The 22,268-nt window shown below is 48.8% G+C and carries 26 protein-coding genes and 1 tRNA gene; 17 read left to right on the forward strand and 10 right to left on the reverse strand.

Annotated elements, in window-relative coordinates; genetic code table 11:
* Positions 1-281: 281 nt before the first annotated feature.
* From AC6R1A_RS01600 to rpsU, 5 genes are all read right to left on the reverse strand, one after another.
* Positions 282-357, reverse strand: a tRNA-Ile gene (locus tag AC6R1A_RS01600).
* Between the two features lie 148 nt (positions 358-505).
* Positions 506-2,365, reverse strand: coding sequence for an RNA polymerase sigma factor RpoD (gene rpoD / locus AC6R1A_RS01605; protein WP_500632944.1), 1,860 nt, complete (start codon positions 2,363-2,365; stop codon positions 506-508).
* Positions 2,366-2,463: 98 nt separating this feature from the next.
* Positions 2,464-4,224 carry a DNA primase gene (gene dnaG, locus AC6R1A_RS01610; RefSeq protein ID WP_500632945.1) on the reverse strand — a complete coding sequence of 587 codons (1,761 nt, stop codon included), beginning with the start codon at positions 4,222-4,224 and terminating at the stop codon, positions 2,464-2,466.
* Between the two features lie 102 nt (positions 4,225-4,326).
* Positions 4,327-4,770: a GatB/YqeY domain-containing protein gene (locus AC6R1A_RS01615; protein ID WP_334553619.1), complete on the reverse strand. Its 444-nt coding sequence runs from the start codon at positions 4,768-4,770 to the stop codon at positions 4,327-4,329.
* A gap of 26 nt (positions 4,771-4,796) precedes the next feature.
* Positions 4,797-5,012, reverse strand: coding sequence for a 30S ribosomal protein S21 (gene rpsU, locus AC6R1A_RS01620; RefSeq protein ID WP_001145625.1), 216 nt, complete (start codon positions 5,010-5,012; stop codon positions 4,797-4,799).
* 228 nt (positions 5,013-5,240) lie between these two features.
* Here rpsU and tsaD point away from each other — a divergent pair, with 228 nt between their 5' ends.
* Positions 5,241-6,266, forward strand: a complete 1,026-nt coding sequence (gene tsaD, locus AC6R1A_RS01625; RefSeq protein WP_500632946.1) for a tRNA (adenosine(37)-N6)-threonylcarbamoyltransferase complex transferase subunit TsaD — start codon at positions 5,241-5,243, stop codon at positions 6,264-6,266.
* 66 nt (positions 6,267-6,332) lie between these two features.
* Here tsaD and plsY read toward each other — a convergent pair whose 3' ends face one another.
* Entirely contained in the window at positions 6,333-6,929 is a 597-nt protein-coding gene (plsY, locus tag AC6R1A_RS01630; protein WP_500632947.1) for a glycerol-3-phosphate 1-O-acyltransferase PlsY, read from the reverse strand.
* Positions 6,930-7,113: 184 nt separating this feature from the next.
* On the opposite strand from plsY, the gene folB reads away from it, so the two are divergent.
* The 11 genes from folB (at position 7,114) to rpoS (ending at position 14,950) form a co-directional block, all read left to right on the forward strand.
* Complete coding sequence (folB, locus tag AC6R1A_RS01635; protein ID WP_500626382.1) at positions 7,114-7,473, forward strand: bifunctional dihydroneopterin aldolase/7,8-dihydroneopterin epimerase; 360 nt, start codon at positions 7,114-7,116, stop codon at positions 7,471-7,473.
* On the forward strand, positions 7,470-7,967 hold the full coding sequence (gene folK / locus AC6R1A_RS01640) for a 2-amino-4-hydroxy-6-hydroxymethyldihydropteridine diphosphokinase (RefSeq protein ID WP_500626381.1): 498 nt from the start codon (positions 7,470-7,472) through the stop codon (positions 7,965-7,967). The genes folB and folK overlap by 4 nt, the downstream gene beginning before the upstream one ends.
* A gap of 7 nt (positions 7,968-7,974) precedes the next feature.
* A complete protein-coding gene (locus AC6R1A_RS01645; protein WP_500631465.1) occupies positions 7,975-8,778 on the forward strand; it encodes an undecaprenyl-diphosphate phosphatase in 804 nt (267 codons plus the stop codon).
* A gap of 102 nt (positions 8,779-8,880) precedes the next feature.
* Entirely contained in the window at positions 8,881-9,159 is a 279-nt protein-coding gene (ftsB, locus tag AC6R1A_RS01650) for a cell division protein FtsB (RefSeq protein ID WP_334553629.1), read from the forward strand.
* Positions 9,160-9,894, forward strand: coding sequence for a 2-C-methyl-D-erythritol 4-phosphate cytidylyltransferase (gene ispD / locus AC6R1A_RS01655; protein WP_500632948.1), 735 nt, complete (start codon positions 9,160-9,162; stop codon positions 9,892-9,894).
* Positions 9,895-9,912: 18 nt separating this feature from the next.
* Entirely contained in the window at positions 9,913-10,389 is a 477-nt protein-coding gene (gene ispF / locus AC6R1A_RS01660; RefSeq protein ID WP_487902134.1) for a 2-C-methyl-D-erythritol 2,4-cyclodiphosphate synthase, read from the forward strand.
* Between the two features lie 65 nt (positions 10,390-10,454).
* The gene (gene truD / locus AC6R1A_RS01665) at positions 10,455-11,528 is read left to right on the forward strand and encodes a tRNA pseudouridine(13) synthase TruD (protein ID WP_500631467.1); all 1,074 of its coding nucleotides are present in this window, start codon (positions 10,455-10,457) and stop codon (positions 11,526-11,528) included.
* Positions 11,529-11,571: 43 nt separating this feature from the next.
* Positions 11,572-12,330, forward strand: a complete 759-nt coding sequence (gene surE / locus AC6R1A_RS01670) for a 5'/3'-nucleotidase SurE (protein WP_334553637.1) — start codon at positions 11,572-11,574, stop codon at positions 12,328-12,330.
* 2 nt (positions 12,331-12,332) lie between these two features.
* A complete protein-coding gene (locus tag AC6R1A_RS01675) occupies positions 12,333-12,959 on the forward strand; it encodes a protein-L-isoaspartate(D-aspartate) O-methyltransferase (protein ID WP_487902131.1) in 627 nt (208 codons plus the stop codon).
* A 2-nt stretch (positions 12,960-12,961) separates the two neighbouring features.
* Positions 12,962-13,891 carry a murein hydrolase activator NlpD gene (gene nlpD, locus AC6R1A_RS01680; RefSeq protein ID WP_500631470.1) on the forward strand — a complete coding sequence of 310 codons (930 nt, stop codon included), beginning with the start codon at positions 12,962-12,964 and terminating at the stop codon, positions 13,889-13,891.
* A gap of 75 nt (positions 13,892-13,966) precedes the next feature.
* Complete coding sequence (rpoS, locus tag AC6R1A_RS01685) at positions 13,967-14,950, forward strand: RNA polymerase sigma factor RpoS (protein ID WP_487902129.1); 984 nt, start codon at positions 13,967-13,969, stop codon at positions 14,948-14,950.
* A 161-nt stretch (positions 14,951-15,111) separates the two neighbouring features.
* On the opposite strand, the gene AC6R1A_RS01690 is transcribed toward rpoS, so the two are convergent.
* Positions 15,112-16,392, reverse strand: coding sequence for an HlyC/CorC family transporter (locus AC6R1A_RS01690; protein ID WP_500631471.1), 1,281 nt, complete (start codon positions 16,390-16,392; stop codon positions 15,112-15,114).
* 51 nt (positions 16,393-16,443) lie between these two features.
* Positions 16,444-17,238 (reverse strand): cytochrome C assembly family protein, encoded by a 795-nt coding sequence (locus AC6R1A_RS01695; protein WP_500631472.1) that lies wholly within the window; start codon positions 17,236-17,238, stop codon positions 16,444-16,446.
* Between the two features lie 212 nt (positions 17,239-17,450).
* On the opposite strand from AC6R1A_RS01695, the gene ffh reads away from it, so the two are divergent.
* The 5 genes from ffh (at position 17,451) to rplS (ending at position 21,097) form a co-directional block, all read left to right on the forward strand.
* Positions 17,451-18,830: a signal recognition particle protein gene (gene ffh / locus AC6R1A_RS01700; RefSeq protein WP_487902126.1), complete on the forward strand. Its 1,380-nt coding sequence runs from the start codon at positions 17,451-17,453 to the stop codon at positions 18,828-18,830.
* A gap of 277 nt (positions 18,831-19,107) precedes the next feature.
* A complete protein-coding gene (rpsP, locus tag AC6R1A_RS01705) occupies positions 19,108-19,356 on the forward strand; it encodes a 30S ribosomal protein S16 (RefSeq protein WP_004410028.1) in 249 nt (82 codons plus the stop codon).
* Positions 19,357-19,384: 28 nt separating this feature from the next.
* The gene (gene rimM, locus AC6R1A_RS01710; protein ID WP_334553869.1) at positions 19,385-19,933 is read left to right on the forward strand and encodes a ribosome maturation factor RimM; all 549 of its coding nucleotides are present in this window, start codon (positions 19,385-19,387) and stop codon (positions 19,931-19,933) included.
* A gap of 25 nt (positions 19,934-19,958) precedes the next feature.
* Positions 19,959-20,702 (forward strand): tRNA (guanosine(37)-N1)-methyltransferase TrmD, encoded by a 744-nt coding sequence (gene trmD, locus AC6R1A_RS01715; RefSeq protein ID WP_487902124.1) that lies wholly within the window; start codon positions 19,959-19,961, stop codon positions 20,700-20,702.
* Positions 20,703-20,743: 41 nt separating this feature from the next.
* Positions 20,744-21,097, forward strand: a complete 354-nt coding sequence (gene rplS, locus AC6R1A_RS01720; RefSeq protein WP_045977783.1) for a 50S ribosomal protein L19 — start codon at positions 20,744-20,746, stop codon at positions 21,095-21,097.
* An 88-nt stretch (positions 21,098-21,185) separates the two neighbouring features.
* Here rplS and yacG read toward each other — a convergent pair whose 3' ends face one another.
* Together yacG and zapD are read right to left on the reverse strand one after the other, a co-directional pair.
* Positions 21,186-21,383: a DNA gyrase inhibitor YacG gene (yacG, locus tag AC6R1A_RS01725; protein WP_334553876.1), complete on the reverse strand. Its 198-nt coding sequence runs from the start codon at positions 21,381-21,383 to the stop codon at positions 21,186-21,188.
* 114 nt (positions 21,384-21,497) lie between these two features.
* A complete protein-coding gene (zapD, locus tag AC6R1A_RS01730) occupies positions 21,498-22,238 on the reverse strand; it encodes a cell division protein ZapD (protein WP_500632919.1) in 741 nt (246 codons plus the stop codon).
* Positions 22,239-22,268 lie beyond the last annotated feature (30 nt).

Here is a 22,268-nt window from a genome sequence, read left to right on the forward strand (position 1 = left end):
CAGGGTGCGTTAGGTCGATGAAATATAAAAAGGAGTGCTACTTTCTAATGAGTGCTTGTTATCAACCTAGCCGAAAAGGCTGACGCATACTTATACTAACTTAGTTTATATGTGGCACAGATTCAAAAAATGTCTCGTTTTTAAGAGTTTGAAAAATTAGCGTTTACTAATATTTAAATCGAACGATACGAGAGAGCTGTAGTATGATTAGAGAGGACACGACAATTAAGTATGGGATCTAAAAAGGCGAGTTAACCTTTGGTTACTCGCCTTCTGGAATTTGGTGGCCCCTCCCAGACTTGAACTGGGGACCAATCGATTATGAGTCGACTGCTCTAACCACTGAGCTAAGGGGCCGTAGGGCATCGATTATAGGGGAAGCCCCCGAAGCTGTCTAGCCGCAAGCATGGCTAAATGCGCTTAGTTTTTATTCACTTAAGTCTACCCATAATAAAAAAGGTGAGCGCTTGCTCACCTTTTCATCAATCATGCGTCTTAGCGTGAATTACTCATCCAAGAAGCTGCGCAGAGTTTCTGAGCGGCTAGGGTGGCGCAATTTACGTAGCGCTTTTGCTTCGATCTGGCGAATACGCTCACGCGTTACGTCGAACTGCTTACCGACTTCTTCCAGAGTGTGGTCTGTGTTCATGTCGATACCAAAGCGCATACGCAGTACTTTTGCTTCACGAGGTGTGAGCCCGGCCAGTACATCCTTGGTGGCCACTTTCAAGCTGGTGGCGGTGGCAGAATCGAGAGGCAACTCAAGCGTGGTGTCCTCGATAAAATCACCTAAATGTGAATCTTCATCATCACCGATCGGTGTTTCCATTGAGATTGGCTCTTTGGCGATCTTCAGCACTTTACGGATCTTATCTTCTGGCATCTGCATGCGCTCAGCCAGCTCTTCCGGTAGGGGCTCACGACCCATCTCTTGCAACATTTGACGAGAGATACGGTTGAGTTTGTTGATCGTTTCGATCATGTGTACCGGAATACGGATCGTACGTGCTTGGTCTGCAATCGAGCGAGTGATTGCCTGACGAATCCACCATGTTGCGTAGGTCGAGAATTTGTAACCACGACGGTATTCAAATTTGTCGACCGCTTTCATCAAGCCGATGTTACCTTCTTGGATAAGATCCAAGAACTGTAGACCACGGTTGGTGTATTTCTTCGCAATCGAGATAACCAGACGTAAGTTCGCTTCCACCATCTCTTTCTTCGCACGGCGAGCTTTCGCTTCACCAATCGACATACGGCGGCTGATCTCTTTGATGTTTTGCACCGTCAAAGAGGTCTCTTCTTCAATCGCTTTTAGCTTCATGATCGAGCGGCGGATGTCGTCTTCGCTGCGACGAACTTTCTCTGCGTACGGCTTGTCAGAAGAAAGGATCTCATCAAGCCAAGCGTCGCTAGATTCATTGCCGGTAAAGAGCGTAATGAACGATTTCTTCGGCATTTTGCCGTATTCAACGGCCGCTTTCATGATCAGACGTTCTTGAGTACGAACGCGCTCCATCGAGGTGCGAAGTTCATCGACCAAGTAGTCAAACTGCTTCGGCGTCAGACGGAACTCTTTGAATACGTCGAGGACGAGTTCATGAGCGATTTGCGCTTTCGGACTCTCTTTGCCGTACTCGTTACAGGCGAGCTGGAAGTTCTGGAAGGTATTACGCAGCGACGTGAACTTCTCTAGTGCAAGCTCAGGGTCGATACCAGTATCTTCTTCAGAGTCATCGTCATCTGAATCGTCCTCATCGTCATCCGCATCTTCTTCGTCTTCATCTTTCAAGTCAGACTGTGCGAGCTCAGAGCCGATGTGCGTCGCCGTCGGTGCTGTGGTCTCTTCTGCATCTGGATCAACAAAGCCAGTAATGAGATCGGTAAGACGAAGCTCTTCCGCTTGTACTTTGTCGAACTGCTCAAGAATGTATGGGATAGTGCCTGGGTATTCGGCAACAGCGTTTTGAACTTGGTTAATACCGTCTTCAATACGCTTAGCGATGTCGATTTCGCCCTCTCGAGTCAGAAGTTCAACCGTACCCATTTCACGCATGTACATGCGAACTGGGTCAGTTGTGCGGCCAATTTCGTTCTCTACGCTAGAAAGCGCCGCTGCCGCAGCTTCTGCTGCGTCTTCATCGGTAATGGTGTCATCATCATTCAATGCAAGATCATCGGCATCGGGCGCCGTTTCGACGACTCGAATGCCCATGTCATTGATCATCTGAATGATATCTTCAACCTGCTCGGAATCAACGATTTCTGCTGGCAGGTGGTCGTTTACTTCTGCGTAGGTCAGATAGCCTTGTTCCTTGCCTTTAATGACAAGTTGTTTCAGCTGTGACTGCGGATTTTGATCCATAGACGGTATCCAACTTAGTATCTGGTGAAGGAATTAGTATGCGAGTTGCAAACCACACATAATAACAAATTAATTGATTGCTGACTAATTAAACAGGGTTACGCTTTCAAATCTAGCATCAACGCTAGCAGCTCCCTTCTTTCTTCGGCTGATAAACCGACACTTCTTTCTTTGGCCTGCAGGTTTTCAATTTGTTTTTCGACGCACTGGGCCAGTATTCTGTCCAATGAGTCTAAAAATATATCTTGCTCGTTATCTGCATCGAGCGGGATTTCCCAGCTCGCTAAACGAGACAGTAGCGCTTCATGGCTCGTATTTCGCCAGGTCTCTAGCAGCTGGCCTGTGTTGATATTGGGGTGCTGATGACAATATTCAAGCACCTGGGCAAATAAACTTAAACCGGGTACGGGTAACTCTCGGACGCTCGATAAATCCGGTACCATTTGAGCATAGCTCGGATTTTGGATAAGCAAAGCGATCACCTCACGCATGGGTGTACGTTTGATCTCTTTGTGTGGCTGAGGTCGAGTTTCGCTTTGCTTTTTGCGCGGCTGTCTAAGCTGATTATCGAATCCGGTTCGCTCATCGAGCAATTTTTCTAGCAGTTCTTGAAAATACGGGTCTGGAATCTTATCGATCAGGCTACTGGCGTGCGCGCGCAGTGCTGACTTGCCCTCGTTTGAACCTAAATTGAGGTTGTGAATCTCAATCAGATTATCAAACAAGTAACTGGAGAGCGGCGTGGCCTGCTCCATTTGTTGCTCAAACGCTTCTTTACCGTATTTACGTACGTAACTGTCTGGATCTTCTCCGTCCGGCAGGAAGAGAAACTTCAGCGTGTTGCCTGTTTTTAGGTACTGAAGGGCATTCTCTAGAGCGCGCCATGCGGCTTCTTTACCTGCTCGGTCACCGTCATAACAACAGACCACGGTATGGGTTTGTCGAAACAAAAGCTGGATATGATCACCGGTCGTTGAGGTGCCAAGGGACGCTACGGAATAATCAATACCATATTGCGCGAGGGCAACCACGTCCATATAGCCTTCAACCACGAGGATTTGTTTCGGCTCTCGATATGCCTGCATGACTTCATACAAGCCATAGAGCTCTTTGCCTTTGTGGAAAATTGGCGTCTCTGGCGAGTTGAGGTACTTGGGCGTGCCTTCGTCAATAATTCGGCCACCAAAGCCAATCACCCGCCCACGTCGGTCACGAATCGGGAACATAATACGCCCGCGAAAACGGTCGTAGCGATTGCCTTTGTCGTTCTCAATCAACATGCCGCCACTGACCAGCATGTCTTGGGTCGCTTTATGCTGACCAAAGTTCTTGCGAACTAAATCCCATTCGTCGGCGACATAGCCAATGCCAAATTTCTGCACGATTTCGCCAGAGAGGCCGCGCTGCTTAAGGTATTCAATCGCAGGCTTGCTATTAGAGAGCTTAAGCTGGTCACGATAAAACTGAGCGATGGTGCCCATCAAATCGTAGAGGTTGCGCTTTTGTTCGCTGCTGGCTTGCGGTTGATTGCTTCGGTTGAAACGACCATCTTGGCGCTGCTCTCTCGGGACATCTAAACCTAGGAATGAGGCAAGCTCTTCAATGGCTTCGACAAATTCGAGGCGCTCATACTCCATCATAAAGTCGATGGCGTTGCCATGCACACCACAGCCAAAACAGTGGTAAAACTGCTTCTCTTGCGACACGCTGAATGATGGGGTTTTTTCGTTATGGAAAGGGCAGCACGCGCTGTAGTTTTTGCCTTTTTTCTTAAGTTTTACTCGTGCGTCTATGATGTCGACGATATCCAGTCGAGCAAGCAGATCATCAATAAAACTACGAGGAATGTGTCCTGCCATAAAACCTTAGAAAAATGCACTAACTAAACAATTGGGGGATAGATACAAACAAGCCGTGCATTCCGAAGGATAGCACGGCTTGTTGTAATAGGCTTGGGTGTGTTAAGCCAGTTTAGCGCGAACTAAACCGCTCACTTTACCCATGTCTGCACGCCCTTGAATCTGTGGTTTTAGAACGCCCATTACTTTACCCATGTCTTGCATGCCCGCTGCGCCTGATTCAGTCACTGCATTGTCAATCAATGCGGCAACTTCGTCGTCGGTCAGTGGTTGAGGCATAAAATCCTCAAGTACCGTAATTTCGGCTTTTTCTGCATCCGCAAGGTCTTGGCGACCCGCTGATTCATATTGAGCGACAGAATCGCGACGCTGTTTAACCATTTTCGTCAACACAGCAAGAATGTCGTCGTCGTTAAGAGTGATCTGTTCGTCGACTTCACGTTGCTTAATTGCTGACAAAGCTAAACGGATAGTGCCAAGGCGCAATTTGTCCTTGGCTTTCATCGCTAATTTTTGCTCTTCTTTGAGTTGGTCAATCAGAGCCATAACTAGAATCCTTTAGGACTTAGCTATTAGTACAGGCGAACGCGACGAGCGTTTTCGCGAGCTAGCTTCTTAGCGTGACGCTTTTGAGCTGCTGCTTTAGCGCGTTTGCGAACTGTAGTTGGTTTTTCGTAGTGCTCACGACGACGCACTTCAGAAAGGATACCTGCTTTTTCGCAAGAGCGTTTGAAACGACGTAGTGCAACGTCGAACGGTTCGTTTTCACGTACTTTAACTACTGGCATATGCCTTTCACCTCAGGGGTTAATTCGTTAATGCTGACTTCACAGTACCTGCTCAGTTGCAAGGCCTACAATCAGCTTGATCAAAAATGGTGCGGAATTTTAATCCGATCACATTAGCTTTGTAAAGCCTTTTATTGTTTATACACTGTACAAAATTTGTTTGCAGCGCGAAGGCAAGGTAAGATTGCGCCAATTTTGAAATTGAGACAGAGGCATCCAGGGTAAACCATGCGCATTATTGGTATTGAAACCTCGTGTGATGAGACAGGCATAGCCATTTACGATGATGAGAAAGGACTGCTTTCCCATCAACTCTACAGCCAAGTTAAGCTTCATGCTGACTACGGCGGTGTTGTGCCTGAGTTGGCCTCTCGCGATCACGTAAAAAAGACCATTCCGTTAATTAAAGCAGCGATGAAAGAAGCGGGCGTCACGCCAAAAGAGATTGATGGTATTGCTTACACCGCTGGCCCAGGCCTTGTGGGTGCGCTGCTGGTTGGGGCGACCATTGGTCGCAGTCTCGCGTACGCTTGGGGTGTGCCGGCCGTGCCCGTACATCATATGGAAGGGCATTTGCTCGCGCCGATGCTAGAGGAGAACCCGCCGCCGTTTCCGTTTGTTGCGGTGTTGGTCTCAGGTGGTCACTCGATGATGGTCGAAGTAAAAGGGATTGGTGAGTACAAAATCTTGGGTGAGTCGATTGATGACGCCGCGGGGGAAGCCTTTGATAAAACCGCCAAACTAATGGGGCTAGATTACCCAGGTGGTCCGCTGTTGTCGAAACTGGCCGAGAAAGGCACGCCGGGCCGATTTAAGTTTCCGCGCCCTATGACGGATCGTCCGGGCCTTGATATGAGCTTCTCTGGCTTGAAAACATTCACGGCCAATACGATTGCCGCCAATGGCGATGATGAGCAAACCCGTGCGGATATTGCCCTAGCGTTTGAAGAGGCCGTGTGCGCGACGTTAACCATCAAATGTAAGCGAGCGTTGGAACAAACCGGCTTTAAGCGCATCGTTATTGCCGGTGGCGTGAGTGCTAATAAGCGTTTGCGGGCTGATTTGGCGGCGCTGGCGAAAAAAATTGGTGGGGAAGTCTATTATCCGCGCACTGAATTTTGTACCGATAATGGTGCGATGATCGCGTTTGCGGGTATACAGCGTCTTAAAAACGGTGAGGTAGCGGATTTGGCGGTTCAAGCGACGCCGCGATGGCCCATCGATACTCTGCAACCACTGCGCGGTGCAGTGTAATCGCGGGATTCTTCGTTCCGTTCAATGGAATATATCGTGTTTAAAGGCTTCTTGTTGAAGCCTTTTTTATGCCTGCTTCTTTTTGCCCACTTTGGGCTCGGTGCCAGCAAACAGGCGTTTAATGTTTTGATGATGACGCAAGACAATCAGACAACACAGCATGGCGACTGGCAAGGTGTACTGCGGCTTGACCATCCATGTATAAAACGGCGCCAGCAGCACGGTGACAATCGCCGCTAACGAAGAGTAGCGAAAGATCAGCGCAACGCTGAGCCAAGTGGCGATGATCATGCCTGTTAAATCCAAACCGATAGGGGCTATCGCACCTAATGCCGTGGCCACGCCTTTCCCACCTTTAAAGTGGAAAAAGATAGGGTACATGTGACCCAGGCAGGCAGCAATTGCAACAACACCAAGAATGATTGGATCTATGTGTAAAAAGTACCCACCCCATACTGGAATAGTGCCCTTGAGCATGTCGCACAGTAATACCGCGATAGCGGCTTTCTTGCCCCCAATACGCAACACATTAGTGGCGCCGGGGTTGTGTGAGCCTTGCTTTCTGGGATCGGGGAGTTTGAGGAGACGACAAATCAGCACCGCACTTGAGATTGAGCCTAATAAATAGGCGCAAATGATCAAGATGAGGGCAAGTGGTGTCATTCGAATTCACTCATAGTCAGCAAGGGTGAGGTAAACCAGTCATTGATATTCTGTTGCGTTTAACTGGTATCATATCGCGGCTTCGCGACTTAAACTACTGACACTGAGCGCCAGAGCAGTAAAATAGTACGACTTTTTATGAGAAATGGGTATCCGACCTCTCCTCGGATCAAACAGGACAGCAGTGACCATGGATAAAGTATTTATTGAGCAGTTAGAAGTCATCACCACCATTGGCGTGTACGACTGGGAACAACAAATCAAACAAAAATTGGTGTTGGACATTGAAATGGCGCACGACAACCGCCCCGCAGGTAAAAGCGATGATGTGGTGGACGCCTTAGATTACGCCAAGGTGAGTGAAGCAGTGTTGAACCACATTGAGCAAGGCCGTTTTTTGTTGGTTGAGCGTGTGGCGGAAGAGGTCGCGGAGTTAGTCATGACCACCTTTAATGTACCCTGGATTCGCATTCGACTAGCCAAGCCGGGTGCGGTGGCACAGGCCAAAGCTGTGGGTGTGGTGATTGAGCGAGGCAAGGCATGATCACCGCATACATTGGCGTCGGTTCCAATGTGGAGAGAAAAAAGCACATCAAGGCGGCGATTGATGAGTTGCGCCATTTAGGCAAAGGATTAAGGCTGTCGACCATTTACGAGTGCCCATCGGTCGGATTTGACGGAGACCGTTTCTATAACCTGGTCGTTGAGTTGCAAACGACTGAAAATCTGACAAAATTTTCACGCTCTCTGCGCGATATTGAGCTTAAATGGGGCCGCTGTGAACACGCAGAAAAATTTCAGCCTCGCACTATCGATCTGGACATTCTGCTGTTTGGTGATGAAGTTTCTGCGCAATCGCCCCAGATTCCGCGCAAAGACATTTATCACTACGCGTTTGTTCTCAAACCATTGGCGGAGCTTTGCCCCGATAGGGTCATTCCCGGTGATGGCCGACAAGTGCAAGAACTCCAGCAACAACTGAATTTAACCACGCCATTGACCGCCGTTCCGATGTGGTTCGATGACACCACCCAATGAGATATCCATGAGTTATTTTGAAGCCTTTATTTTGGCCTTGATCCAAGGTCTGACCGAGTTTTTGCCCATCTCCAGCTCTGCGCACTTAATTTTGCCTTCCGCCATTTTAGGTTGGGATGACCAAGGCTTAGCGTTTGATGTCGCGGTACACGTGGGTACGTTAGCGGCGGTCATTATCTATTTCCGCCAAGAAGTGGTGACACTGCTCTCGTCCTTTTTTGCGTCCATTTTTAGAGCAGAGCGCAGCAAAGAAGCCAAATTGGCGTGGATGATTCTATTAGCCACGATTCCGGCCTGTATCTTCGGGCTACTGATGAAAGACATCATTGAGATATACTTGCGCAGTGCCTGGGTGATTGCCACCACCACCATAGTGTTTGGTTTGTTGCTCTGGTGGGTGGATAAAACCGCCACGCTGACCGATGATGAATACCAAGCGGGTTGGAAAAAGGCGCTCTTTATTGGCCTTGCGCAAGCGATGGCGATGATTCCGGGTACCTCACGTTCTGGCGCAACGATGACGGCAGCGCTCTATCTAGGCTTTACTCGCGAAGCCGCGGCGCGTTTTTCGTTTTTGATGTCTATCCCTATCATTCTTCTTGCCGGCGGTTACTTAGGTCTTAAGTTGGTGATCAGCGGTGAGCCAATCCACACTGGTTTCCTATTAACGGGCATTGTCACGTCATTTGTCAGCGCTTACCTTTGTATTCACTTCTTCTTGAAGCTGATTTCAAAAATGGGTATGACGCCATTTGTGATTTACCGTTTGCTTTTGGGTGTCGGTTTGTTTGCTTTTCTGCTGACTCGCTAATCCCACTCTTCTCAGACCACATAGACAATCCGTACCTCGCTTGAGGGGCAACATTGTGATATATATGTGGTCTTTCTTTATCTCTCATCTTTGATTGACAGTATGCGTGTTTTTGCTCTGACTCTATTGCTGATTTTAGGCTGGCTACAATATGAGTTGTGGCTGGGTAAGAATGGCGTGGCCGATTACCAAGCGGTCAGTGCAGAAATCGACGTTCAACATCAAGTCAATGCGAGCCTCCAATCTCGCAACAATGAAATGTTCGCCGAAATTGACGATTTACGCCAAGGACTTGATGCCATCGAAGAGCGTGCTCGGCATGAGCTGGGCATGGTGAAAGAAGGGGAAACCTTCTATCGCATCATTGGAGAGGACAACTAAATGTCAGACAGCCATTTTGCTGGCAAAATTACTGCGATTGTCCCCGCGGCGGGCGTGGGCAAACGCATGCAGGCGGATCGTCCCAAGCAGTATCTAGAGATCTTGGGTAAAACCGTTCTTGAGCACACCCTCTCGCGTCTACTTTCTCACCCAGATATTGAACATGTTGTCGTCGCGATTAGCGATGGCGATCCTTACTTTGAACAGCTGCCCATTGCGACTCACCCCAAGGTGATTCGTGTCAGTGGTGGTAGTGAGCGCGCTGATTCTGTGCTGCGTGGGCTCGAGTATGTTTCTCAGCATCAGATGTCACCTTGGGTGTTAGTGCATGATGCGGCCAGACCTTGTGTGAGATTGAGAGATATTTCTCATCTAATTGAGCGCTGCTTAGCTGAGCAAGTCGGAGGCATCCTAGCCATGCCGGTACGAGATACTATGAAACGTGCAGCTCATCACAGCGCAGTCAGCAATACGGTGGATCACACCGTTGATAGAGAAGGGCTATGGCATGCCCTGACACCGCAGATGTACCCGACTCACACCTTGACCCAAGCGCTGAGCAAGGCGTTGCAAGCTCAGGCCGTCATTACGGACGAAGCCTCCGCGATTGAGTGGAGTGGCGGAGCGTCACTGCTGGTACCTGGGAGCGGCGACAATATTAAAATCACCCAACCAGAGGATCTGGCTCTGGCAGAGTTTTATTTGCAGAGGGAACAGACCCTTTGCCTCGAATAAATGAAAGGACATAACACGATGATTCGAATCGGTCACGGTTTTGACGTGCACAAATTTGGCGGAGAAGGCCCAGTCATCATTGGCGGTGTTGCCATTCCTTACGAGCAAGGTTTGATTGCTCACTCCGATGGCGATGTGGCGCTGCACGCACTGTGCGATGCACTGTTGGGCGCGATTGCTGCCGGTGATATTGGTCGCCATTTCCCTGATACCGATGATGAGTGGAAAGGCGCGGACAGCCGTTTTCTTCTGCGCGATGTGTACCAACGAGTACAAGCGCAGGGGTATGTGCTGGGTAATGCTGACATCACCATCATTGCTCAAGCACCGAAAATGGCGCCATATATCGAATCGATGTGCCAAACCATCGCACAAGATTTGGACACCGACGTCACCAACATTAATGTCAAAGCGACCACCACAGAGCGTCTCGGCTTTACTGGGCGCAAAGAAGGCATTGCCAGCGAAGCAGTTGTTCTGCTGGTTAAAGCGTAATTTCTAGCTATTTTTCAACAGCGGACGGTCACAAGCGCGGCCGCTGGCTAAACGGAACTCTATTCATGTCTGATTTACTTTCTTCTTTGGCGTACCTCAATGGTCAGCCTGTCGCCACCGGCGTACTCAAAGCGCAACCCGAGCACTTTCAAGTACGCGAAAACTTAGGGTTCTCATTTAGTGGTACGGGTGAGCACCTAATGGTGCGTATTCGCAAAACCGGCGAGAACACCAGCTTTGTCGCCAATGAACTGGCCAAAGCGTGCGGGGTGAAATCGAAAGACGTCAGTTGGGCAGGTCTTAAGGATCGTCATGCAGTCACAGAGCAGTGGCTGAGTGTACATCTACCTAAAGGCGAGACACCAGACTTTAGCGCCTTTCTGGCGGCGTACCCGAGTATCGAAATTCTCGCCACAGACCGACACCATAAAAAATTGCGTCCCGGCGACTTAATCGGTAATGACTTTCGCTTAACGTTAACCCAAGTCTCCGACATGCCATCGGTGCTGTCTCGATTGGAGAAGGTGCAAGCGAAAGGGGTTCCCAACTACTTTGGCAGTCAGCGTTTTGGTCACGATGGCAATAACCTCACTGAAGCCAGACGTTGGGGAAGAGACAATGTCCGTACTCGTAACCAAAACAAACGCAGTCTCTACCTCTCTGCCGCTCGCTCTTGGGTGTTTAACACCATCGTCTCCGCGCGGATTGAACAAGCGCTATTGAACACCTGTATTGCGGGCGATATTGTCTACCAAGGCAATGAAACGCGCCTTGTCACGCCTGAAGAGTGCGAGGCGTTCAATGCGCAGTTGCAGCGTGGTGAGGTGACATTAACCGCTGCGCTCGCGGGTGACAATGCCTTACCCACTCAGCACGAGGCGCTCGCACTTGAACAACCGCTGCTTGATAATGAGCCAGATCTCATGGCGTTGATTCGTGGTAATCGCATGCGTCACGACCGCCGAGAGGTGTTATTGAAGCCTGAGAGTCTGACTTGGTCCGTCGATGGTGACAGCTTAACGCTCGACTTCTCATTGGATGCAGGCAGCTTTGCGACTGCTATTTTGCGAGAGCTGCTCATTGCGACGGAGAAAGAACGCCATTACGCTAATGACAGCAAGGCCAATGACAGTCAGTAGCCGGTAGGGCCATATGCCCTCTTTCAAGGAAGTGACAGGATTTATGACAGCCAACACACTGAGAGTATTGATCAGTAACGATGATGGCGTGCATGCGAAAGGCATACACGCGCTCGCGCAGGCACTGAGTGAGATCGCCGAAGTGACGATCGTCGCGCCAGATAGAAACCGCTCAGGCGCATCCAACTCGTTAACCCTAGAGCAGCCTTTGAGGGTGACTCGCATAGCCGAGCGTACTTATTCGGTACAAGGAACGCCGACCGACTGTGTTCACTTTGCGCTTAACGAGCTGATGAAAGACGATCTTCCGGACCTGGTGCTAGCGGGCATTAACCATGGTGCAAATCTTGGGGATGATGTGCTCTACTCTGGCACGGTAGCGGCGGCGATGGAAGGGCACTTTCTTGGTGTTCAGGCGATCGCGTTTTCACTGGTGGGACAGCGCCATTTTGACACGGCTGCGCACATTGCCAAACAGCTGGTGTTGCAGCACGGACGACGCCCTATTCCCACTAACCGACTGTTAAACGTCAATATTCCCGACGTTGAGCTCTCCGCGCTAAAAGGCTCAAAAGTAACCCGTTTAGGTGCGCGCCATCACGCGGAAGCAATGATAAAACAGCAAGATCCTCGTGGTCATGATATTTATTGGTTAGGCCCACCAGGAAAAGAGCAGGATGCGGGTGAAGGAACCGACTTTTATGCTATCGAACATGGCTTTGTCTCCATTACACCGCTGCAAGTAGATTTGACCGCTCATGAATCGCTGATGAGCATGGATAATTGGTTAAAGGACAAGTAACAATGGTAAACCCACATGCCGACAGATTAATCGACTTTCTTGTCGCGAGTGGCATTCAAGATCAACGCGTATTAGATGCCATCTATCGATTGCCTCGTGAGCAGTTCGTGTCACAGGCGATGATGCATCAAGCATACGATAATAATGCGCTGCCGATTGGCGCTGGGCAGACCATCTCTCAGCCCTATATCGTGGCGAAAATGACCGAACTGTTGGCTCTGAATCGAGACAGCAAAGTGCTGGAAGTTGGCACTGGGTCTGGTTACCAAACCGCAGTACTAGCTCAACTGGTCGATCACGTCTTCTCCATTGAGCGGATTAAGGCGTTGCAATGGGAAGCTAAACGACGTTTAAAGCAGCTCGACATTTATAACATCTCCACTAAGCACGGTGATGGTTGGCAAGGTTGGCCAGCGAAAGGCCCATTTGATGCCATTATTGTCACAGCGGCAGCGGAGTCTGTGCCACAGGCACTGCTCTCACAACTCAGTGAGGGCGGCACCATGGTCATTCCTGTTGGTGTCGAGCAGCAGCAACTGTACAAAATCACCCGACAGGGTGAGGCGTTCTCCACAGAGCCCATAGAGATGGTGCGTTTTGTTCCTTTAGTCGCAGGTGAATTGGCGTAGGCATGAGCTTGAGAAGGTGTGTGTGGCTGATCCTGGTATTCAGTGCGCTGTATGGCTGCGCTGCACACTCGCCTGCTCCTGTGTCTGGGTTAAACAAAGATTATGGGTCTGTCACACGTGGCAGTTATCGCGGCAGCTATTACGAAGTAGAAAAAGGCGATACGCTATACTTTATAGCCTACGTCACAGATAAAGATGTAAACGATATTATTCGTTACAACGGCTTGACTGAGCCCTACACCATTTACCCCGGTCAAAAACTCAACTTATGGCGTAGTGCCTACAAAGCGCCCGCCTTTGGTGGGACGGGTGCTGGTACGGTATCTGCGCCTGTCGCTGTGGTTGCCGCTACCCCATCCACTCCGAATTCAAGTAAAAACTCTAATCAATCAGTTACATCGCAAAACAGCAGCGGTCAGAAAAACGTCACCCAAACGCCACCTAAAAAGAGTATTGATCAATCAAAATCAAAGGAGTATGTTGAACCTAAGAAGCAACAAAGTGTTAACAAAAATGCCAATACTGCCTCTAGCAGTAAAGCGAGTAACACGGCTTCTAATCAAAAGGTTTCCAAATGGTTATGGCCAACAAAAGGGAGGGTAATCAAAAACTTTTCTGCTGGCGATCAGGGAAATAAAGGCATTGATATCGCAGGACAGCGTGGTCAATCCATCGTATCGACAGCAAGTGGCACTGTCGTCTATTCAGGCAACGCACTGCGCGGCTACGGTAATCTGGTGATTATCAAACATAACGATAACTATCTAAGTGCGTATGCACACAACGACAAGTTGCTAGTACATGAAGGACAAAGTGTTAAGGCTGGTCAAAAAATAGCAACAATGGGCAGCTCCGGAACGAACAGCGTTCGTTTGCATTTTGAAATTCGCTATCAAGGTAAGTCGGTCGATCCGAAACGATACTTACCTTAAATTTACTTTACTGACCGGGTAAATTAGCGACATTAGAGGTAGTAATGTCTTGCTAGCTCGCCAAGGGGAGGCGCCATGAGTATCAGCAATACAGCAACGAAAGTCGAAGAGTTTGATATTGAGCAGGAAGCACAACTAGATACGCTTCAAGGCAGCAATGAACTCACCTCATCCAAATCTGAGAGTGTCAAAGAGGAGTTTGACGCTTCATCGAAAAGCCTAGATGCCACACAGCTTTACCTTGGCGAAATCGGCTTCTCACCCCTATTAACCGCAGAGGAAGAAGTCCTCTACGCAAGACGTGCATTACGTGGCGATGAAGCAGCGCGTAAACGTATGATCGAAAGTAACTTGCGTTTGGTTGTGAAAATCTCCCGTCGTTATAGCAACCGTGGCCTTGCTCTCTTGGATCTTATTGAAGAAGGGAACTTGGGATTGATTCGCGCGGTAGAAAAATTCGACCCAGAACGCGGATTCCGTTTCTCGACTTACGCGACGTGGTGGATACGTCAAACCATTGAGCGTGCGCTCATGAACCAAACTCGTACCATCCGTCTACCTATTCATGTGGTGAAAGAGCTCAACATCTATCTGCGTACTGCTCGCGAGTTGTCGCAAAAACTCGACCACGAGCCGACTGCTGAAGAAATTGCTCAGCAACTGGATAAGCCAGTTGATGACGTGAGTAAAATGCTGCGTCTGAATGAGCGCATTAGCTCTGTGGATACGCCAATTGGTGGTGACGGTGAGAAAGCTCTGCTGGATATTATCCCAGATGCCAACAACTCAGACCCAGAAATTTCCACTCAAGACGATGACATCAAAAATTCATTGATCCATTGGCTGGACGAGCTCAATCCGAAACAAAAAGAAGTGTTAGCACGCCGCTTTGGTCTACTTGGCTACGAGCCTTCAACACTTGAAGAAGTCGGGCGTGAGATCAACCTCACCCGTGAGCGGGTGCGCCAAATCCAAGTGGAAGGTCTGCGTCGTTTACGTGAGCTTCTGGTTAAGCAAGGTCTCAATATGGAGAACTTGTTTGGTGTGACCGAAGAGTAACGACAGACGTATAATGGAAGAGATATAACGATAGACACATAATCCATAATCAGAGATATAGATAGAGTGTCTTAATCAGAAAAAAGCCTTGGGGGAACCAAGGCTTTTTTGATCGTGTGGCGAAATGCCGTTGTTCAATCAGTGATGAAAAACGGCAAAGGTTAACCGTGCTTTTTCCCTTTGCTGCGCGGGAAGACTTTCACCGTCTTGATACGATTCTCTTCTAGCTCGACGATTTCCATTGGGTGGCCAGAGACATGAACGCTCAAATGGCTCTCAGGGATCTCTTCAAGATGCTCGAGAATCAAACCGTTTAGGGTTCTTGGGCCATCGGTAGGGAAGTCCCATTTGAGACCTTTATTGATATCGCGGATGTTGGCGCTGCCCTCAATCAAGAAACTGCCATCACGTTGTGGGGTAATCTCATCCGACAAACTTGGCGTGATAGAAGTGGTGAACTCACCGACGATCTCTTCCAAAATATCTTCCAACGTAATGAGACCTATGATGTCGCCATACTCATCAACAATCAGACCAATCCGCTCTTTGTTGCGCTGGAACTTAAGCAGTTGGACGTTGAGTGGCGTGCCTTCTGGGATAAAGTAGACTTCATCGGCAGCGCGTAGCAGGGTCTCTTTGGTCGACTCGTTTTTCTCTAGCATCAAGCGATACGACTCACGCAAACGCAGCATGCCCACCACTTCGTCAATTTGACCGCGATACAGCACCACGCGCCCGTGCGGTGAGTGAGACAATTGACGCACAATCGATTTCCAATCGTCGTTGATATCAATGCCGGTGATTTCGTTTCTCGGCACCATGATGTCATTCACCGTCACATGCTCTAAATCGAGAATGGAGATCAACATATCTTGGTGGCGTCTTGGGATCAGGCTGCCCGCTTCGTTCACCACGGTGCGCAGTTCTTCCGAGCTCAGGTGATCTTCGCCATTGTGGTCGACTTTAATCCCAAGTAAGCGGATAAAACCATTAGTGATGAGGTTAACGAACAGCACCAGCGGCGAGAGGAGCTTCATTAAAATACCAAGCAAGATACTGCTGGTGTAAGAGACTTTTTCTGGGTAGAGCGCTGCGAGGGTTTTCGGCGTGACTTCGGCAAAAACCAGCACCACAAGCGTCAGAGCACCGGTGGCGATAGCCACCCCTAAATCTCCGTATAGACGCATACCAATGATGGTGGCGATGGCGGAGGCTAGAATATTGACTAAGTTGTTACCAATCAGAATCAAACCGATCAAACGATCGGGCCTATCGAGCAGCTTTTCTACGCGCTTAGCGCCTTTATGGCCATTGTTCGCGAGGTGCTTTAAGCGGTATCGGTTGAGAGACATCATCCCTGTTTCTGAACCGGAGAAATATCCTGAAATTACAATCAGACACGCGAGTAGCGCAAATAAGATACCCGTTGATATGTCGTCCAAAGCTTAATGATTCCTTGTTATGTTTGATTAATTTATCGCCCAGTGTTGCGGCTAAGTCAATATCACTTCACGAACGAAGCGACTGCCAAAATAGGCGAGCGTCAACAGGGTTGCACCGGCAACGGCGAACCAAGTGACTTTGCGTCCGCGCCAACCTTTATGGAAGTGGCCCCATAACAGCACGCTGTACACAACCCAAGCGATGAAAGAGAGAATCGCTTTATGGGCTTTTCCTTGGGCGAACATGTCCTGAACAAAGACAAATCCAGTGATTAATGTTCCGGTGAGGAGTAAGGTGCCCACCATGATGATGTTGAAAAGCTGACGTTCCACCATCATTAAAGGAGGAAGGTTTGGGTTAATCGCCAGTGCTTTCTTCGCTTTGAGCTTGTGATCCAACCAAGCCAGTTGTAGAGCGTACAGAGCGCCGATACTGAGAGTCGAGTAGGAAAACAGCGCAAGAGAGATGTGGATCAGCAGTTTAGGGTCTTGCTCTAAATGAGTAATGAAAGTGCTAGGGAGAAACGCCGCAGCGCTTAAATTGATGGCGGAAAAGCTATACACGACAGGCAACAAAAACCACAGTCGTGTTTTGAGCATCGACGCACTCATTACCAAAGAAATAATGAAGCTGATGAGAGAGGCGACATTGAGAATGCTTAAGTTTTGCCCCGAGGCTTCAATGATCAGATCGCTTAATAGCCACGCGTGAAAAACCAGTGCCAGAGACGCACTGATCAACACGGTTTTTGAGCGGATACCGGTTTGGTGAACCAGTCCCGGAACGATAGTCGCAATTGCGAGCAGATACAGCACGGCAGCGGCTACGGCAATTAAGTTGTCCATTCTTCTCTTGGTGGTGGTGGATTTTTAACAAATTATACCCTGCATCAACGGCTTGAGCCATGACTTATCTGTGTCATTTATTCGAGTTGAGAGATCAAATCATCACGCAACCGTGCAAAGCGCCACTTGGCTAAGGTATACTCTTAGTAATTGTCGCTCAATTTTAGGTAGTGGCGTCGTCTACGCAAGCCACTCAGTGTAAAGAGACTAAGATGTTTGAGAATTTAACGGATCGTTTATCCAGAACGCTGAAGAACATCAGCGGTAAAGGTCGTCTGACCGAAGACAACATAAAAGAAACGCTGCGTGAAGTCCGCATGGCGTTGCTCGAGGCTGACGTTGCACTGCCTGTCGTTCGCGATTTTATCAAGCGAGTGAAAGAAGCGGCAGTGGGCGTAGAGGTCTCCAAATCGCTCACGCCAGGGCAAGAGTTCATCAAAATTGTTCAAGGTGAACTGGAAGCCGTCATGGGCGAGTCCAATGAGGCACTAAACCTCGCGGCTCAGCCACCTGCGGTGATTTTGATGGCCGGTCTGCAGGGTGCGGGTAAAACCACCTCTGTGGGTAAGCTGTCTAAATTCCTTAAGGAAAAAGACAAGAAGAAAGTCTTGGTCGTGTCTGCTGACGTGTATCGCCCAGCGGCGATCAAACAGCTAGAAACCCTAGCGCAAGACATCGGTGTTGACTTTTTCCCATCGAGCGCTGATCAAAAGCCGATTGATATTGCCAATGCCGCCATCGATCACGCGAAGAAGAAATTCTACGATGTGTTAGTGGTCGATACCGCGGGTCGTTTAGCGATTGATGAGCAAATGATGGGCGAAATCCAGCAGCTTCATAGTGCGATTAATCCTGTGGAAACGCTGTTTGTTGTTGACGCGATGACAGGTCAAGATGCGGCGAATACCGCGAAAGCCTTTGGAGAAGCGCTACCGCTGACCGGGGTTATCCTGACCAAAGTGGATGGTGATGCTCGGGGTGGTGCTGCGCTGTCGGTGCGTCACATTACAGGGAAACCGATCAAGTTCTTGGGTGTGGGTGAGAAAACCGACGCGCTAGAGCCGTTCCACCCTGATCGCGTCGCCTCGCGTATTTTGGGAATGGGTGATGTTCTCTCTCTGATTGAAGACTTGCAGCGCAATGTCGATCATGAGAAAGCCGAGAAACTGGCGAAGAAATTCAAAGAGAAGAAAGGCTTCGATTTGGAAGACTTCCGTGAACAGCTTGGTCAGATGCAAAACATGGGCGGCATGATGGGGATGATGGACAAGTTGCCAGGTATGAGTAACTTGCCAGACAATGTCAAAGACAAAGTTGACGACAAGATGTTTAAGCAGATGGAAGCGATCATTAACTCGATGACCATGAAAGAGCGTCAACGTCCAGACATTATTAAAGGTTCGCGCAAGAAACGCATTGCTGCCGGTTCTGGTGTGCAAGTGCAAGATGTGAACCGCTTGCTTAAGCAGTTTACCCAAATGCAGAAGATGATGAAGAAAATGCAAAAGGGTGGCATGAAAGGCATGATGCGTAACATGCAAGGCATGATGGGCGGAATGGGAGGCGGCGGCTTCAACCCGTTTGGTCGTTAACTGAAACACCAGTCCGTTTCGCTCTATACAAGGCTTAGCCGCGGTGCTAAGCCTTTCGGTTTTTTATTTTCAAGGTGTTAGCTAAGTCACAATCTTAAATTCGGTTTTATGGTGGTGAAAAAATAGCTAAAGACCTTGCAATACGTCGGAATAAGAGTAAAATTCCGGAGCTTTATTTTGGCACGAGACCCCAAACTGTTTAGTAATAGACCACAACGGTTTACTGATAGATAGTTTCTGGGGTTAATTTTATTTTTGAGAAAGCAAAGAGGACGACATGGTAACCATTCGTTTGGCACGTCACGGCGCTAAGAAGCGTCCATTTTATCAAATCGTAGTAGCGGACAGCCGCAATGCTGCAACTGGCCGTTTCATCGAGAAAGTAGGTTTCTTTAACCCTACTGCTCAAGGTCAAGAAGAAGGTCTACGTCTAGACCTAGACCGCGTTAACCACTGGGTTGGTCAAGGCGCGTCTCTATCTGACCGCGTAGCTAAGCTAGTTAAAGACGCTCAAAAAGCGGCTTAATTCTTACTCTATAAGTAGTAATTAGCTTATGTCGATGAAAGGTAAAGAAACGATGAGCAATGACAAGATTGTTGTAGGCAAGTTTGGTGCTACTTACGGCATTCGTGGTTGGCTTAAAGTTTTTTCCTACACAGACGAGGCTGAAAGCTTATTTGATTACAACCCTTGGTTTGTTAACCATAAAGGGGAGTGGGTCGAGTACAAAGTGGAAACGTGGAAGCGCCATAACAAAGGTATGGTGGTGAAGCTGGAAGGTCTGGATGTTCGCGAAGACGCGCATCTGTTGACTAACTTTGAAATTGCTATTGACCCTGCAGTATTACCAGAATTGTCAGAAGATGAATTCTACTGGCGCGAATTGTTTGGCATGCAAGTAGTGACGACAAAAGGTTATGACCTTGGTGTGGTGACGGACATGCTCGAAACCGGCTCAAACGATGTTTTGGTAGTCAAAGCAAATCTGAAAGATGCTTTTGGCCAAAAGGAACGATTAATTCCGTTCCTTGAAGAGCAAGTGATCATTCAAGTTGATCGCACTGCTCAACGGATCGAAGTTGACTGGGATCCTGGATTCTAACTCCCAAGTAATGAGGCTTTAGGGCATGTGGGTTGGCGTAATTAGCCTGTTTCCTGAAATGTTCCGCAGCGTTACTGAGTTCGGAGTAACAGGTCAAGCGGTTAAAAAAGGGTTGTTGTCGGTAGAGACATGGAATCCTCGAGATTTCACTCACGACAAGCATCGCACTGTCGATGATCGACCCTACGGTGGTGGTCCAGGTATGTTAATGATGGTGCAGCCATTGCGCGATGCCATTCATGCTGCCAAACAGGCCTCACCGGGTAAGACGAAGGTGATTTACCTCTCTCCTCAAGGTCGAAAACTCGATCAGCAGGGAGTCGAAGAGCTGGCTAGCAATGAGAACTTGCTTCTTATTTGCGGTCGCTACGAAGGGGTAGATGAGCGCATCATTGAGTCTGAAGTTGACGAAGAATGGTCAATCGGTGACTTTGTGATGACAGGGGGAGAGATCCCAGCCATGACCTTAATTGACTCTGTCTCTCGGTTTGTACCGGGGGTACTGGGCGATTTTGCGTCAGCAGAAGAAGACTCTTTTGCCAATGGCTTGTTGGATTGTCCTCATTACACCCGTCCTGAAGTGTTGGAAGGAAAAGAAGTACCCGCGGTACTGAAATCTGGCAATCACAAGGACATTCGTCGTTGGCGACTGAAACAGTCGCTCGGCCGTACCTGGATTAGAAGACCAGAGCTCCTGGAAAACCTAGCTCTGACTGACGAACAGGAACTACTACTAGCTGAGTTCATTAAAGAGCATCATGCTAAGTAACCTATTAAATTTAGTATCAGTTTATTCTAGGAATATTGAAAATGAGTAACATCATCAAAGCTCTTGAAGAAGAGCAAATGAAAAAAGACCTACCTAACTTCGCACCTGGTGACACAGTTGTTGTTCAAGTTAAGGTAAAAGAAGGTGACCGTGAGCGTCTACAGGCTTTTGAAGGCGTTGTAATCGGTATCCGTAACCGTGGTCTACACTCTGCATTCACTGTACGTAAGATTTCTAACGGTGAAGGTGTTGAGCGTACGTTCCAAACTCACTCTCCAATGGTTGATAGCATTGAAGTTAAACGCCGCGGTGCAGTACGTCGTGCCAAACTGTACTACCTACGTGAGCGTTCTGGTAAGTCAGCTCGTATCAAAGAGAAACTTGCTAAGAAGTAATGCTATAACTAGCGTTCTCATAGTATTAGCGGAGGCCAATTGGCCTCCGCTTTTTTATGCTTAATCATCCCAAGAGAATTGAACCGCTTTAATACTGATCTTCCGACCACCCATCACTGTCGGACATATCGGGGGCACCGGCAATGGTGTTTTCTTCATCGGCCCACTCGCCGAAGTCGATCATTTGACACTGTTTACTGCAAAACGGGCGGTGGGGGCTTTTTTCGCTCCACTCGACGTTTTGGCCGCACTGTGGGCATGGAACCACGGTAATCTTAGACATCATGCTTTCCTATTTCTTCGGAGTTTAGCCGCAGTATACCGAACTTAGCGCCGCGCTTCATTAAACAGCGGGATGCCGATAGTAAAGGGGGAGCGATGCCGATGGCAAAGAGTGAGATTAGCTGCAGACGGCCAATTTAAATGGAATGCTCGAGGCACTGGCTTGGCCAGATTCAAAGTCGATGAACTTGATGGCGAAACGGTTTTTATGCCCGGAGATCATCGGGTAAACGCCCGTTTCTAGAGGGATTTCAAGACGCAGAATGTTGGCCTCTGTCGCATCACTCTGATAGAAGCCGTTGTTGGCAAGGCGCTCTCGCAGTTGACCGGTTTCACGCGTAAGACGCAGCCACAGTTTCAACGCTTGTGTCAGTGGGGCCAGGTTGGTGGACCACTTTTGCGCATCCGCTTGTTTTTTCTCAAGTGGAAGGTGGAGCCAGTGGTGCAGTGCAGGCAAGTCAAAACAGCATGAGCCGCCGGGCAGGTTAAAGCGTTGGCGAATGGCGCTTAAGAAACGGTCTTCTTTCAGGCTTTGGCCAAAACGCTCCGCCGCCATCAGCTCGCTGTGCACGCCATCAATTTCATCCAATACCGCGCGCAGCATTTCCAGATTAACGCCATCGATATTGAAATAGGCTCGATAGCTAAGGCGCTGCTTTTCGATGTCTTTGGCTAACTCGCTTTTGAGCTGAATTTGCTCAAAGATTTCCAGCAGATCAAACAGCGAGCGGAAGAAGATCAGATGCTGCATTTCCTCACCAAACTGCGCCGCTTTATCCATCTGCGTCAGCAAGGCTTCAACGCGAAGATAAATGCGAGTTTTCTCATTGAGTGGGTGTTCGAAGTAGTGCGTGGTCATTGATCAATGGCTCTGGGTTGTACTGCCTTT

The sequence above is a fragment of the Vibrio sp. R10-SG3-ISO3 genome, from assembly GCF_059834225.1.

Bases quoted from the DNA above. Each gene is read 5' to 3' on its own strand.
- AC6R1A_RS01675 (WP_487902131.1), top strand. From the start codon at position 12,333: ATGGTAAACCCACATGCCGACAGATTAATCGACTTTCTTGTCGCGAGT.
- rpoD (WP_500632944.1), bottom strand. From the start codon at position 2,365: ATGGATCAAAATCCGCAGTCACAGCTGAAACAACTTGTCATTAAAGGC.
- rimM (WP_334553869.1), top strand. From the start codon at position 19,385: ATGTCGATGAAAGGTAAAGAAACGATGAGCAATGACAAGATTGTTGTA.
- AC6R1A_RS01695 (WP_500631472.1), bottom strand. From the start codon at position 17,238: ATGGACAACTTAATTGCCGTAGCCGCTGCCGTGCTGTATCTGCTCGCA.
- AC6R1A_RS01645 (WP_500631465.1), top strand. From the start codon at position 7,975: ATGAGTTATTTTGAAGCCTTTATTTTGGCCTTGATCCAAGGTCTGACC.
- trmD (WP_487902124.1), top strand. From the start codon at position 19,959: ATGTGGGTTGGCGTAATTAGCCTGTTTCCTGAAATGTTCCGCAGCGTT.
- folK (WP_500626381.1), top strand. From the start codon at position 7,470: ATGATCACCGCATACATTGGCGTCGGTTCCAATGTGGAGAGAAAAAAG.
- zapD (WP_500632919.1), bottom strand. From the start codon at position 22,238: ATGACCACGCACTACTTCGAACACCCACTCAATGAGAAAACTCGCATT.
- rpsU (WP_001145625.1), bottom strand. From the start codon at position 5,012: ATGCCAGTAGTTAAAGTACGTGAAAACGAACCGTTCGACGTTGCACTA.
- ffh (WP_487902126.1), top strand. From the start codon at position 17,451: ATGTTTGAGAATTTAACGGATCGTTTATCCAGAACGCTGAAGAACATC.
- ispF (WP_487902134.1), top strand. From the start codon at position 9,913: ATGATTCGAATCGGTCACGGTTTTGACGTGCACAAATTTGGCGGAGAA.
- tsaD (WP_500632946.1), top strand. From the start codon at position 5,241: ATGCGCATTATTGGTATTGAAACCTCGTGTGATGAGACAGGCATAGCC.
- AC6R1A_RS01615 (WP_334553619.1), bottom strand. From the start codon at position 4,770: ATGGCTCTGATTGACCAACTCAAAGAAGAGCAAAAATTAGCGATGAAA.
- nlpD (WP_500631470.1), top strand. From the start codon at position 12,962: ATGAGCTTGAGAAGGTGTGTGTGGCTGATCCTGGTATTCAGTGCGCTG.
- ftsB (WP_334553629.1), top strand. From the start codon at position 8,881: ATGCGTGTTTTTGCTCTGACTCTATTGCTGATTTTAGGCTGGCTACAA.
- truD (WP_500631467.1), top strand. From the start codon at position 10,455: ATGTCTGATTTACTTTCTTCTTTGGCGTACCTCAATGGTCAGCCTGTC.
- rplS (WP_045977783.1), top strand. From the start codon at position 20,744: ATGAGTAACATCATCAAAGCTCTTGAAGAAGAGCAAATGAAAAAAGAC.
- plsY (WP_500632947.1), bottom strand. From the start codon at position 6,929: ATGACACCACTTGCCCTCATCTTGATCATTTGCGCCTATTTATTAGGC.
- yacG (WP_334553876.1), bottom strand. From the start codon at position 21,383: ATGATGTCTAAGATTACCGTGGTTCCATGCCCACAGTGCGGCCAAAAC.
- rpoS (WP_487902129.1), top strand. From the start codon at position 13,967: ATGAGTATCAGCAATACAGCAACGAAAGTCGAAGAGTTTGATATTGAG.
- ispD (WP_500632948.1), top strand. From the start codon at position 9,160: ATGTCAGACAGCCATTTTGCTGGCAAAATTACTGCGATTGTCCCCGCG.
- rpsP (WP_004410028.1), top strand. From the start codon at position 19,108: ATGGTAACCATTCGTTTGGCACGTCACGGCGCTAAGAAGCGTCCATTT.
- dnaG (WP_500632945.1), bottom strand. From the start codon at position 4,224: ATGGCAGGACACATTCCTCGTAGTTTTATTGATGATCTGCTTGCTCGA.
- surE (WP_334553637.1), top strand. From the start codon at position 11,572: ATGACAGCCAACACACTGAGAGTATTGATCAGTAACGATGATGGCGTG.